Annotated in this window: 11 protein-coding genes; all 11 read right to left on the reverse strand. The window is 60.8% G+C overall.

The window, feature by feature from the left end; translation table 11 throughout:
- Nucleotides 1–67 precede the first annotated feature (67 nt).
- On the reverse strand, nucleotides 68–334 hold the full coding sequence (locus CAF79_RS19065) for a hypothetical protein (RefSeq protein WP_085699477.1): 267 nt from the start codon (nucleotides 332–334) through the stop codon (nucleotides 68–70).
- A complete protein-coding gene (locus CAF79_RS19070) occupies nucleotides 331–1,623 on the reverse strand; it encodes a motility associated factor glycosyltransferase family protein (protein ID WP_085699479.1) in 1,293 nt (430 codons plus the stop codon). The genes CAF79_RS19065 and CAF79_RS19070 overlap by 4 nt, the downstream gene beginning before the upstream one ends.
- Nucleotides 1,624–1,709: 86 nt before the next feature.
- The gene (locus CAF79_RS19075) at nucleotides 1,710–2,636 is read right to left on the reverse strand and encodes a ketoacyl-ACP synthase III (RefSeq protein ID WP_039765565.1); all 927 of its coding nucleotides are present in this window, start codon (nucleotides 2,634–2,636) and stop codon (nucleotides 1,710–1,712) included.
- 225 nt (nucleotides 2,637–2,861) lie between these two features.
- Nucleotides 2,862–3,914 carry a pseudaminic acid synthase gene (gene pseI, locus CAF79_RS19080; protein WP_085699481.1) on the reverse strand — a complete coding sequence of 351 codons (1,053 nt, stop codon included), beginning with the start codon at nucleotides 3,912–3,914 and terminating at the stop codon, nucleotides 2,862–2,864.
- The gene (pseG, locus tag CAF79_RS19085) at nucleotides 3,911–5,413 is read right to left on the reverse strand and encodes a UDP-2,4-diacetamido-2,4,6-trideoxy-beta-L-altropyranose hydrolase (protein ID WP_085699483.1); all 1,503 of its coding nucleotides are present in this window, start codon (nucleotides 5,411–5,413) and stop codon (nucleotides 3,911–3,913) included. Before pseG ends, pseI begins: the two co-directional genes overlap by 4 nt.
- Nucleotides 5,410–6,105, reverse strand: coding sequence for a pseudaminic acid cytidylyltransferase (pseF, locus tag CAF79_RS19090; RefSeq protein WP_085699485.1), 696 nt, complete (start codon nucleotides 6,103–6,105; stop codon nucleotides 5,410–5,412). The genes pseG and pseF overlap by 4 nt, the downstream gene beginning before the upstream one ends.
- Nucleotides 6,102–6,722: a pseudaminic acid biosynthesis-associated methylase gene (locus CAF79_RS19095; protein ID WP_085699487.1), complete on the reverse strand. Its 621-nt coding sequence runs from the start codon at nucleotides 6,720–6,722 to the stop codon at nucleotides 6,102–6,104. Before CAF79_RS19095 ends, pseF begins: the two co-directional genes overlap by 4 nt.
- A 31-nt stretch (nucleotides 6,723–6,753) precedes the next feature.
- Nucleotides 6,754–7,911 carry a UDP-4-amino-4,6-dideoxy-N-acetyl-beta-L-altrosamine transaminase gene (gene pseC / locus CAF79_RS19100; RefSeq protein WP_085699489.1) on the reverse strand — a complete coding sequence of 386 codons (1,158 nt, stop codon included), beginning with the start codon at nucleotides 7,909–7,911 and terminating at the stop codon, nucleotides 6,754–6,756.
- Nucleotides 7,908–8,909 (reverse strand): UDP-N-acetylglucosamine 4,6-dehydratase (inverting), encoded by a 1,002-nt coding sequence (gene pseB / locus CAF79_RS19105; protein WP_085699491.1) that lies wholly within the window; start codon nucleotides 8,907–8,909, stop codon nucleotides 7,908–7,910. The genes pseC and pseB overlap by 4 nt, the downstream gene beginning before the upstream one ends.
- Before the next feature lie 25 nt (nucleotides 8,910–8,934).
- Nucleotides 8,935–11,850: a TIGR00180 family glycosyltransferase gene (locus CAF79_RS19110; protein ID WP_085699493.1), complete on the reverse strand. Its 2,916-nt coding sequence runs from the start codon at nucleotides 11,848–11,850 to the stop codon at nucleotides 8,935–8,937.
- Nucleotides 11,851–11,905: 55 nt separating this feature from the next.
- Complete coding sequence (locus CAF79_RS19115) at nucleotides 11,906–12,643, reverse strand: cephalosporin hydroxylase family protein (RefSeq protein WP_007958324.1); 738 nt, start codon at nucleotides 12,641–12,643, stop codon at nucleotides 11,906–11,908.
- Between the last annotated feature and the right edge of the window lie 5 nt (nucleotides 12,644–12,648).

Genomic DNA, 12,648 nt, shown 5'->3' on the forward strand with positions numbered 1-12,648 from the left:
CTTCGAAAAAATGACGTCATAAAACCGTCCGTGGCGCAAACCTGCGGGCCAGTGCTGTCGGCTTTTCTCAAGCCGCAGAATTTTCCAGCAACCCGATCAATTCGTACTCCATGAAATCGGCGAGCCCGAGCCAGTCCTGGCACTCCTGACATTCGAGCATTCGCGTGAGCACTTGCGCCCACGACTGCTGGATATCCGGCGAAGCGGACACCAGCAATTGCTGTGCACCTTCGAATACATCCACCATCTCCAGCGCCGCTTCGACATCGCGCCCCAGGCGAAACAGGCCGGCGCACCGCCGGCATTCGTCGATACAGCCTTGCAGCGCACTCATTGCACGAACTCCTGATTGAAACGCGTCCCGGCAATCAACGCACCTGCGCGGCTACTGTTGAAAAACTCGACGTGCGGCTGACTGGCGATGTATCGCTCCAGCACACACAGATAACCGCGAAAATTGAGCTGCGTACTGACACGCTCGCCGAAGCCGTCACGCACCCAGTGTCGCGCCTGATTCACCGAGGGGCCCAGGTCACCGTCACTCCAGCCGGCGTGGGTCTTGTTCATCGGGAAGGCAAAATCGGCGCCGAACAGCGTGATCCGCGCCGCGCCCATCTTCACCGCCAGATCCACCGCCGGATGAATCACACTGCCGCCCACATGCAGCAGCGCTCTTGGGTGCTGCTCACGCAACGCCGCATAGACCGGACTCAGCGAATAACCGCCGTAGCGCTTGCCCTTCCATGCCCTCAACACCTCAGGGTCGCTCATCGGCAAATACACCAGCGGGATGCCGTCGGACTCTTCAAAGGGCAAATGCCGGAAGCTGATGCGCTGGTCGATGCTCACCACGTAGTCGGGCACGATCCCGTGCTCACGCAGCGGGCGGTAAGCGGTATCGACACAGATGAACAATGGACGCCCGGCCCGCTCGCGAATCGCGGCCAGTCGCTCGAAATGCTGCTCAAGGGTCGGTCCGGTGCCGATCACATAAATCTCCCGACCGGCACAGGTACCGAACAACGTCGCCACATCATCGTCAGCGAGCAATACCGGCAAGCAATCCTGCAGACGCTGTTGAATGAACGGTGACTGCGGATCGAATTCACGGTTGTTGAAGCTCAGGTGCACTTCACTGACCAGTCGATCACGAATCTTCGCGTTGAAGTCATCGGCCAGCAGCATTTCGGCAGGCAATGCGAAGAACGGCGTGCAGATGTCGGGCAGGTCGCCGGCGAAGAGCAATTCAACCCGCGAATCCTGCAGCCACTCACGCTGATCGAGCAGTTGCAGCACCAGAGCAAACAGCGCGCCATTGAGGATGTGTACGTAAAGTCGCTCAAGCCCGGCGCGCTCCAGCAGCACCGTGGGCAGATCACCCAGGCCGGTGCCGTAGACGTGCAGCTGCGGCTTGTCCGTCGGCAGGCTGGCGGCCTGAATCTGCGCCTCCCGGACACGATCATGACGACTGGTGAGCTGAATGCCGCCGATGCTCAGCGTCGAGCCCAGCCCTTGCGTCAGTTCGGCCTCGATCGCCGAACTGTCTTCGTTCAGCAATCGTGCGAACAGCGCCGGCCAGCGTCGTTCGATGACTTCAGCGTTGGCCTGGAAAAACTCGCTCATGGTGCCTCGCGCTCCCTTCAGGCAAAAAAATAGCGTTCAAGGTTACCCCTTGAACGCTCTTTTTGTATCCGTCGTTTTTGGTGGATTCAAGGACGATAGATAATCGCCGAACCCCACGACAGACCGACACCGAAACCACTGATCGCAATGCGATTCCAGTCAGAATCCATCACGTGCTTTTCCAGCAGCAGCGGCACACTGGACGACACGGTGTTACCGGTCTCGACCATGTCCTTGATGAACTTCTCCGGTTCGCCTTCGAAGCGCCGCGCCACGGCATCGACAATCGCCGCACTGCCCTGGTGAATGCAGAAGGCATCGATGTCATCGGCCTTGAGACCGGAATCGTCGAGCAGTTCGTGCAGGTGCGCCGGGACTTTGAGCAGCGCGAAGTTGAACACCTGACGGCCGTTCATGAAGAACACGCCATCGGTCACCTTCAGGTGCGGTGCGCCGGAACCGTCGGTGCCGAACTTGGCCTTGCCCAACGCCCAGACCGGGTCTTCGCCCATCCAGGTGGCGGTGGCGGCGTCGCCGAACAGCATGGTGGTGTTGCGGTCTTCCGGATCGACGATCTTCGAATACGGGTCAGCGGTGATCAGCAGGCCGTTCTTCAGGCCGGCGGCTTCCATGAAGCCCTTGATCGCGTAGATGCCGTAGACGTAACCGGAGCAGCCCAGGGAAATATCGAACGCCGCGACATGGGTCGGCAGGCCAAGCTTGTCCTGCACGATTGCAGCAGTATGCGGCAAGCCTTCTTCGTCACCGTTCTGGGTCACGACGATCAGCGCATCGATGGATTCACGTTTCAGCTCAGGGTTGTTGGCAAACAGCGCATTGGCCGCTTCAACGCACAGATCGGACGTTTCCTGTTCTGCGTCTTTACGTGGCAGGAAGGCCGAACCGATCTTGCCGAGGATGAATTCTTCATCCTTCTCGAATTTTGCACCTTGTGCGTAATTGTCCACGCCGGCTACAGGAACGTAGCTCGCAATGCTTTTTATGCCAATCATTACGGCTTCCCAATAATAAACAGCCCAATACCACCGCTCGCAAGGATTCGAGGGGCGCCGACAAACAGAAAACGGCCGCCACAACGGGCAGCCACGGGGAGCGCAAAGGGCTATCACTGGAACCGAAAACGGGCCAGGCGCCATCTCCCCGGTCATTACAATACAGTGAAGATGCGCGTTATGACTCGCAGGTCACGCTATTTTGCCGAATCGGTGCAGATCGGGTTATTCGACCAGCGACCAGTCCAGTGGCGTGCCGCGTTTGATCGGCGCGTGCGCGCGGCGGCCGAGGACGGCATCGGTGTGCTTGGGCGGCAGACCGAGACCGGGACGAATGGCGCGCACATTGGCCGCCGTAAAGGGTTCACCGGCCGCCATATCGGCCGTGACGTACAGCGACCGACGGTAAACCAGCGACTTCTGCTCAGCCTCGGTCACGCCGTAATGCACCTGGCCCATGGCCTGCCAGGCGCGTTCGGTCTCCACCACCAGGCTGGCCAGTTCCGCCGGTTCCAGTGAGAAACTGGCGTCCACGCCACCGGCTGAACGGTCGAGGGTAAAGTGTTTTTCCACCACCGTGGCGCCGAGGGCCACCGCCGCCACCGATACGCCGACACCCATCGAATGATCGGACAGCCCGACCTCACAGCCAAACAGCTCACGCAAATGCGGGATCGTGCGCACGTTGCTGTTGATCGGCGTCGCCGGGTAAGTGCTGGTGCATTTGAGCAGTACCAGATCCTTGCACCCGGCCTCGCGGGCAGCGCGTACGGTTTCGTCTAGCTCGGCGATGCTGGCCATGCCGGTGGAAATGATCAGCGGTTTGCCGGTCGCCGCGACACGGCGAATCAACGGCAGATCGGTGTTCTCGAAACTGGCGATCTTGTAAGCCGGCACATCGAGGCTTTCGAGGAAATCCACGGCGCTGTCGTCGAACGGCGTCGAAAACGCGAGCATGCCCAGTTCCCTGGCCCGGGCGAAGATCGGCGCATGCCATTCCCAGGGTGTGTGAGCCTTTTCATACAGATCGTAGAGCGAGGTACCGGCCCACAGACTGTTCGGATCCTTGATGAAGAATTCGCCTTCAGCCAGATCCAGGGTCATGGTTTCAGCGGTGTAGGTTTGCAGCTTCAAGGCATGGGCACCGGCCTTTGCCGCCGCCTCGACAATCTGCAAGGCGACGTCCAGCGACTGGTTATGGTTGCCGCTCATTTCGGCGATGATGAACGGCGGCGCATCGGCACCGATCTGACGGTTGCCGATCTTGAAACTGCTCATTGACGGGATTCCTTCAAAACCTTGGTGAACGCACAGGCACTCTGAGTGAACCCGGCGTCACGAAAAACATTCATCGAGGGCCGATTGGCCGGCAGCACCTGGGCGGTGATGGCGGTCATCTGCGGCCAATGCGCAGACACAAAAGCCTCACCCTGCGCCAGCAACGCCCTGCCCCAACCCAGACCGAAACGCCCCTCGAGCAGATACAGCGAAACCTCTGCCTCCAGGCCGCGCAAATCGTAGCGCAGGACGCCGACCGGGCCGTCATCTGCTTCGGCGACCAGCAACAACCGCTGAGGATTGCGCAGGCTCGCACCCAGCCAGTTCAGATGTTGCGACCAATCGATCACGCCGCTGTCCAGTGACCAGCGGCGCACTGCCTCGGCATTGCGCCCGTCGAACAGCAATTGCGCGTCATCCGGCGTCGCCAGGCGCAACTTGAGCACCGCACCGGCCAGTGCCGCCGCTACCCGCAACGCACCGCGCCCGTCGACCAGTTGTCGTGAACGCTCGGCCAGGCTCTGACGCAGATAAAAATTGTCGACGACAAAACCGATGGCATCACGCAGTTGCTCGACACTCACCTGCTCCCGCGCGCCCATAAACACATGCGCTCCGGCCGCCGCCATCACCTCGCCGTTGGCCTGCTGGTTGTTCGATACCGCAATGCAGATCGTCGGCAGGCCCAGAGCTGCACGCTCCCAACTGGTGCCGCCGCCGGCACCGATGAACAGGTCGGCCTCGGTCATACGCCGATGAAAATCGCTGACGAAGCTGTGCAGACGCCAGTGCGGCCGCGATTCGGCCAGCGCCTGCATCTCTGCCCAGGCCGGGTTGTCGGCGCCGGCGACGAAATCCACTTCAAGCGCCGAAAAATCCGCCAGCGCCAGCATCGCGTGATGGGTCTGGCGCGCCGCATCGAAGCCGCCGAAATTCACCAGCACCCGGCGCGCCACCGGTTTGATCTCGATGGCCGGGCCGCTGAATTCTTCACGCAGCATGGCAAAGCGCGGGCCGAGCAGCGTCCGGCACCCGGCGGGCAGCAGCGGCTGATAGTTTTCGCTGAGCCCCGACAGATTCTGATTGAGCAGCAGATCCACGCTGTAGCGACGGGTCGCCAGATCGTCGACGGCGGCGATCCTTGGGGCAAAACGACGGGCAGCGGTCTGCCAGTGATGATCGAGGCCGTAATGGTCGGCGATCACCCAGTCAAACTCAGGCTGCCCTTCCAGTTGCATTGCCAGCGCATCGATATCCGCCTGCCACGGCAGCATCGATTCGATGGCCTGCTCCGGGTCTTCACCGGCATAGCGATCCGGCAACGCGAAGGTCTCGAAGCCTTCGCTCTGCAACGCATCGAGCCGATGGCCGGGCAACCGACGGCAGGCGAACGCGACATGGCTGCCTTGCGTGCGCAGTACTCGCGCCAGCGTCAGGCACCGGGCGATATGGCCGCTGCCGATGGTCGGCGAGGCGTCAGCGCGGATCAGCACTCTCATTGCAGCTCTCCACCAGCCTTGAGGGCGGCGTAAAGGTATTCAGCGCGTTTCCAGTCTTCGACGGTATCGATGTCCTGCACCAGATACCGGGGCAGGATCACCGGCAGGCTGGCCGACGAATACAGCACCTCGCCCCCCAGCCACGCTTCGCTGCGCCCCCAATAGAACTGGCCGGCATCCTGAAAGGCAGCCGGCAGATCCTGTGAACGGGTATTGCGAAATTCGGGGTACAACGCCGTCAACGCACCCTGTCCGTCGAGGGTCAAGGCGCGCTGCACCGGAAAGCCGAAATCGGTGACTGAAAAAGCAAAGGACTTGTCCGGATGCTGCGCCAGCAACTCCAGGCCCTGTCGCAGAAACCGCGCCTGCAACAACGGCGCGGTGGCGTACACACAGCAGGCGTAATCGAAGGCCGGCAGTTGCTCCAAGGCATGCACGATCACCGCTGCGGTGCCGGTGAAATCATCGGCCAACTGCGCCGGACGCATGAACGGCACGTCAGCACCGTTGGCCCGCGCCACGTCGGCGATCTCTGCATCGTCGGTGCTGACCACCACCTGCTCGAACAACCCTGAATCAAGGGCGGTGCGAATCGAGCGGACAATCATCGGCACACCGTCGAACGGTTTGAGATTCTTGCGCGGGATGCGTTTACTGCCCCCGCGGGCCGGGATGATTGCGACGTTGTTCAAGGACGTTTTTCCAGCAGGAACCAAGTGATGTCGTCCACCGGAAATTGCGGATCGCGGTGATAACCGAAGCCGTAATCCAGCAGTTGCAGATCAGGATAGCGATCGAGCATTTCCCCGGCGAAGTCGCGCTTGAACAGCTTGCCGCTGTTGCCGCGATAGGACACTTCCACCGGCGACGGATTGTAGTACTCGGCGATCAGGATGTAGCGCGAACTCAACTCATACAGTTGCGCATAGGCCGTCGCCAACAGCTCCGGCGCCAGATGGATCAGCACGCCTTTGCTCAGGGTCAGATCGTATTGGCGCTCACGGGGAAAGTCGAACAGCGAGCCGTGCCAGATGTTCGCAATCTCCAGCGCCCGGGCCTGGGCACAGGCGCTGGCGTTGATTTCGACTCCGAACAGTTCGCAGCGCGGCAACAGCTGACGCAATGCCTGCAAGTTGTTGCCGGCATTGGTGCCCAGTTCCAGCAGGCTGTCGATCCGCCCGGCCCGGGTCAGCGCCTTGGCGAACAACGCCAGATTGGCCGCCACCAGTGGCTGGCCGACGTTGCGGTCAACGTACTGGTTGCCGAACTCGCCCTGCCAGAATTGTTCCTGCTCGCTCAGATCACGCATTACCGTTTTCCATCCACCGCCGCGGCGGCAATCATTCAGTCAACCGACGCAATTGCTCGACCACGTAGTCCTGCTGCTGATCGCTCAGCAACGGAAACAGCGGCAGACTGATCGCTTCGGCGTAATAACGCTCGGCTTCGGGAAAGTCGCCCTCGGCAAAACCCAGGTCACGATAGTACGGCTGCAAATGCAGCGGAATGTAGTGCAGGTTCACGCCGATACCGGCGGCGCGCAAGCCTTCGAACACCTGACGGTGACTGAGGCTGATGCGCTCGGTCTGCAAACGCACCACATAAAGATGCCAGGCCGATTCGGCGTCCGGCTGGATGCTCGACACGGTGACCGGCAGGTACGCCAGCAGACGGTCGTAACGCGCGGCCAGTTCCCGACGGCGTGCAATGAACTCATCCAGTTTTCTCAGCTGCGACAGGCCCAGCGCGGCTTGCAGATCGGTGATCCGGTAATTGAAGCCCAGCTCGACCTGCTGGTAGTACCAAGGACCGTGGCTGGGCTCGGTCATCTGCTGCGGATCGCGGGTCATGCCGTGGCTGCGCAGGCGTTGCAGGCGCTCGGCCAGTTCCGGGCGATTGGTCAGCACCATGCCGCCCTCGCCGCTGGTGATGATCTTCACCGGGTGGAAGCTGAACACGGTCATCGCGGCAAATTCACCGCAACCCACCGGGCGTCCGGCATAGCTTGCGCCGACCGCGTGGGACGCATCTTCGATCACGGTAAAGTTGTAGCGCTCGGCCAGTTCGGCGATTCGTCGCATGTCGCAGCTCTGCCCGGAGAACGCCACCGCCACCAGCACTTTGGGCAGCGTACCGTCGCGTTCGGCAGCATCGAGTTTGTTCGCCAGAACTTCGGCATCGAGGTTCAAGGTCAGCGGATCGATGTCCACGAAATCCACGTCGGCACCGCAATAACGGCCGCAGTTGGCCGACGCGAGAAAGGTGTTCGGCGTGGTCCACAAACGATCACCCGGGCCCAGCCCCGCCGCCACGCAGGCAATGTGCAACGCCGCGGTGGCATTGCACACCGCCACGGCGAAATCGGCCTGACAACGCTCGGCCACCGCCTGCTCGAAGCGTTCGATGGTCGGGCCTTGAGTGAGCCAGTCGGACTGCAACACCTCGACAACCGCGTCGATATCCGTCTGATCGAGACTTTGCCGACCGTAGGGAATCATACCGACAGCTTCGCGTGCAGGTCGGCGATCTGCCCCACCGAGAGGAAGTGCGGGTTGGTGTCGGAGCGGTACTCGAAATCTTCGCCGACCGGCACGCCACGTTCACCGAGTTTGTCCTCGGCAAAATCCACGTCGACGCTGGTAAAACGAATCGACGGCTGGATCGTGTAGTGATCGGCAAATTCCAGGGTCATCCGCGCATCGTCCAGCGGCACCATCAGCTCGTGCAGTTTCTCGCCCGGACGGATGCCGACGTTCTTGTGCGGCAGGTGCTCGGCCATTCCCCGCGCGAGATCGACCACGCGGATCGACGGGATCTTCGGCACGAACACTTCACCGCCGTGCATGCGCGCAAAGCTGTCGAGCACGAATTGCACGCCGTGATCGAGGGTGATCCAGAAGCGGGTCATGCGCTCGTCAGTGATCGGCAGTTCTTTTGCGCCGTCGGCGATCAGCTTGCTGAAGAACGGCACCACCGAGCCGCGCGAACCGGCGACGTTGCCGTAGCGCACCACGGCGAAACGCGTCTGCTGTTCGCCGGCGATGTTGTTGGCGGCAACGAACAACTTGTCCGACAGCAACTTGGTGGCGCCGTACAGGTTGATCGGGCTCGCGGCCTTGTCGGTGGACAGTGCGACGACTTTCTTCACGCCGTTGTCGATGGCGGCAGCGATGATGTTTTCCGCGCCGTTGACGTTGGTGCGGATGCATTCGGTCGGGTTGTACTCCGCCGCCGGCACCTGCTTCAACGCCGCAGCATGCACCACGTAATCAATGCCGCGCATGGCCTGACGCAGACGATCGGCGTCGCGCACGTCACCGAGGAAGTAACGCATGCACGGCGCATTGAACGTCTGCTGCATTTCGTATTGCTTGAGTTCATCCCGGGAGAACACCACCACGCGCTTGGGCTGGTATTGCTCGAGCAGGCGCGCAATGAACTTGCGCCCGAACGAGCCGGTGCCGCCGGAGATGAAAATCGATTTTCCGTTGAACATGTCTTGAGTCCCGTTCCCTGTCGACCTAGGCGATCAACTGTGCCCAGTTCAGCGAAGCACTGTCGTTCAGAACAAAGCCTTTGCCGATCAGGCTCAGGTTGGCGTTGTAGGCCTGATCCCCGGCGAAAGTCGCCGCCCATTTTTCCTGCAATGCAGCCAGTGCCTGGCTTGCCTGATCGATCTCGCCCTGATGGATGACCTGGACCGATGGCGTCCAGACGGTCAGGTAACCGGCCTGGCCGGCCTTCAGGCACAGGTCGACATCGCTGAAGCCGGCAGCGAACGTGCTGTCGTCCAGACCGCCCAGAGCCTCGAACAATTCTTTGCGCACCATCAGGCATACGCTCGAAACCGCCGAGTAGTTCTGATCCACGGACAACCGGTACAGATAGCCTTCGGCATCGTGTTTCTCGCCGACGAATGCCGAACCGACGCCACCGTTCATGCCCAGGATCAGGCCGGCCTGGCTGACCTTGCCGTCGCGGTCGACCAGTTTCGGGCCAACTACGCCGACTTCCGGACGCAGAGCATGGTTGAGCAGCGAGTCGAGCCAGTTCGGGTTGACCACTTCGGCGTCCGCCGCCAACAGCACCAGGAACTCGCCCTGAGCTTGCTGGCTGGCCGCGTTGCACAGTGCGGGCGTGCTGAGCGATTGATCGGCACGCAGCACACTGACTTTCGGATGCTGATAAGTCCCGAGCCAGTCATTGACCTCGGCCGATTGAGAAGCCTTGGTTGCAATCAGGATTTCGTACTTGTGATAACGGGTGCGCAACAGCACACCTTCCAGGCAACGTTGCAGAGCAGGCAGATCGTCCCCGGCCGCTATAACGATCGACACCAGAGGACGATCGCTGTGGTGATAATCGATCTGGTAAACACCCGGCAGCGCCGACGTGACCTTGGCTTTGTAACCGCGGTTGCCTAGATGACGCAGCAATGCCAGACGCTCATGGGCGTTCTCTTCCAGCTGCGGTGCCTGAGTGATAAGCAGCGGTTCATCGAGGTGCGCCAGGCAGTTCAGGCCACCTTGCTCAATGATGCGCAGTAGCAGGTCGAACTCCAGCGCCTTGCTGAAATCGGCGCGGTAGCCGTCGACTTCCAGCAGCACTTCACGCCGGACCAGCCAGTGCCGCGCCATCAGGCCCGGCAGGCTCAGCAACAGGTCGAGATTGAAGCCCGGACGGAACACGTCCATCAGCGCACCGTTTTCCCGTCGCTGGATCTCGTCCGTGGAAACGGCATTGATGCCGTCGGCATTCATCAACTCCAGGCTGGCGCGCAAGAGGCCGCCGGCGGTGAACTCATCCCCCGCTTCGGCCAGAAGCAACCAGTCGCAAGGCGACTGACGAGCGCTCTGGTTAAGCTTGTCGACAAGATTGTCCGGCGTAACACGGACAAAGTGCAGGGTGTTCTGCGCAGTGGTCGCTGCCGGGGCGTCACCAGTGGTGAACACGACAATGCGGAACGCCTTGGATTGACCTTCGAGCAGGCTGTCGAGGCTGACCTGCAACTTGTCGATATCGTTATCCATGTCCACCAGGAAGATGCCGAACTGCGGGCCACCACCGTTGGCGGCCAGGTGTTCGGTAATCGACGCGATCTGCCCGGCATCCGCCTGACGCGACGCCAGCCACTTGAGCAGACGCCCGGACTGCATCTTGTCGAACACCTGATGATGGTCGGCGACGGTCAACGCTTCCATGCGGGCGATCCAGTCACGCATCGTCTGCGCTTCGTCATCCTCGCCAGACAGTTCCAGTTGCACCGCCAGGCGTTTGGCGACGGTGCGGTTGAACGCGTTGAGGTCGTGGGCCTGCCACAGACGGTCGAGCACACTTTCAGGGGTATCGTTGTTGCGCGCCTCGATCAGATGCGCCTGACGGGTCCACACCCCTTCAAGACCTTCCAGTTGAATGCGGCCGGCCGGCATCGCGTGCAGCATGAATTCAAACTGCGCGAGGCGATCAAAGAACGCCTGGTTGTAGAACGGCATTTCGACGTACTGCAGAGGTCCGAAACGGCGATCCGGACGCTTGAGTTCCTGGTTCCAGGTGGACTGGATAATCAGCTCTGCCGTCAGGGCCCGATTGGTTTGAAGGCTGTCGACCATCGCCTCGAAACTTTTAAGGGCAAAGGCCTTGCCCTGCTCTGCATTCAGATCCTTGATACCTGTCGGCAATCGCGCCAGAAACTCGGCGAAGGCTTCGCGCTCGGCCACCGATTTAGGATCGATGTAAGTCAGCGAGTGGTACACCTCGGTGCTGTGCTCGGAGTTGCCATAGTTGATCTCCCGCACCACATACGGTATCGGCAGGATCCGTGCCTTGGCACTGGCCAGCAGGAAGTAAACATGGCCGATTTCCTGCCACTGGAAACTGGTGCCCGGCGGCAATGCCGAATGCCAGGTTTTCATCAGGTCGGTACGGGTCACCGCATAGAACGGCGGGATGTACTGACTCATGTAGTCCAGGACCCGATCCTGCGCCCGCTCGGAGGCATAGTCCTCCTGCACTTTCTTGTCGCGACGGTAGTAGCTCACGCCACCGGCCAGTGTCAGGTACATCAGGCAGTAGCCGTGGCACATGTCGTAGTCGCGATTCGCCTCCAGGAAGCCCACCGACTCGGCGAGCGAATCGTGCAGGATGAAGTCGTCATCGGCTGCCAGCACCATGTATGGCGTGGTCAGTTGCTCCACGCCATAGGCCAGTTTGGCCTGCATGCCCCAATAGGCGAATTGCGGCACGTGGTGGTAATCGACCGAAGAAAAGTCGCCTTCAGGCCGCTCGGCGGTGGAGTCCAGCACCATGATTCTGCAGGGCAGGCTGCTGTAGTACTTGACCGCCCGACGCAGGAACGCCGGACGATTGTGCGTAATCAGCACCACGGTCAACAGCTCGTTGAGCGGTAGCGTCAATTCAGAACCGAACTTGCCTTGCATAACTTCTCTCCACAACCGGCGACTCGCCGAGACAACGCTTTTGTGATGTTGCGAATTAACGAACGCGACGCAGATAGCCGTCCGGCGCCACGGTGATCAGCAGCTTGTTCTGCAACTGAACATCGATCTCGAAATCCTTGTTTTCTTCCAGGTATTTCCACACGGCGGTCTTCGGGTTGTCGCCCGGGCCCCATGGACGATCCGGGAAGAAGTCGGCCGGCATGTCTTCAACCACGGTGTCCATCACCACGCAGTAGCTGTCGACCGAAACCAGTGGCGCGTAGAGGCGCAGCTCTTCGAGCACGTGGTCGTGGGTGTGGTTGGAATCGAGTACCAGAATGACTTTCTTGCCTTCGGCTGCCGCGCGTACCTGGGCAGCGATGGCCGGGTCGATGCTCGAACCTTCGATCATCTTGATGCGCTTGCTCATCGGATGGCTCTCAATGGCTTCGCGGTTGTGCGGGCGGATGTCCAGGTCAATGCCCAGCACTTCGCCGTGACCCTGCAGCTCCAGCAACGAGGCGTAGTAGATGATCGAACCGCCGTGGGCGATGCCGCACTCGATAACCAGATCCGGCTTCACCTGCCAGATGATTTCCTGCATGGCCATCATGTCTTGTGGCAGCTGGATGATCGGACGGCCCATCCACGAGAAGTGGTAGCTGTACTTGTGCTTGGCCGATTCGTTGAAAAAGTCGCGGGCCAGGCCGGTGAGTTTCTGGTCGTCACCCTGTTGGGCGATCTGCTCGCGGCATTCGGCTTCGAAAGCTTTGTTGATGCTGTTGTCGGTCATTTTCA

Source organism: Pseudomonas sp. B26(2017) (genome assembly GCF_002113045.1).
Lineage (GTDB): Bacteria > Pseudomonadota > Gammaproteobacteria > Pseudomonadales > Pseudomonadaceae > Aquipseudomonas.

Bases quoted from the DNA above. Each gene is read 5' to 3' on its own strand.
- CAF79_RS19065 (WP_085699477.1), bottom strand. From the start codon at position 334: ATGAGTGCGCTGCAAGGCTGTATCGACGAATGCCGGCGGTGCGCCGGC.
- CAF79_RS19070 (WP_085699479.1), bottom strand. From the start codon at position 1,623: ATGAGCGAGTTTTTCCAGGCCAACGCTGAAGTCATCGAACGACGCTGG.
- CAF79_RS19075 (WP_039765565.1), bottom strand. From the start codon at position 2,636: ATGATTGGCATAAAAAGCATTGCGAGCTACGTTCCTGTAGCCGGCGTG.
- pseI (WP_085699481.1), bottom strand. From the start codon at position 3,914: ATGAGCAGTTTCAAGATCGGCAACCGTCAGATCGGTGCCGATGCGCCG.
- pseG (WP_085699483.1), bottom strand. From the start codon at position 5,413: ATGAGAGTGCTGATCCGCGCTGACGCCTCGCCGACCATCGGCAGCGGC.
- CAF79_RS19095 (WP_085699487.1), bottom strand. From the start codon at position 6,722: ATGCGTGATCTGAGCGAGCAGGAACAATTCTGGCAGGGCGAGTTCGGC.
- pseC (WP_085699489.1), bottom strand. From the start codon at position 7,911: ATGATTCCCTACGGTCGGCAAAGTCTCGATCAGACGGATATCGACGCG.
- pseB (WP_085699491.1), bottom strand. From the start codon at position 8,909: ATGTTCAACGGAAAATCGATTTTCATCTCCGGCGGCACCGGCTCGTTC.
- CAF79_RS19110 (WP_085699493.1), bottom strand. From the start codon at position 11,850: ATGCAAGGCAAGTTCGGTTCTGAATTGACGCTACCGCTCAACGAGCTG.
- CAF79_RS19115 (WP_007958324.1), bottom strand. From the start codon at position 12,643: ATGACCGACAACAGCATCAACAAAGCTTTCGAAGCCGAATGCCGCGAG.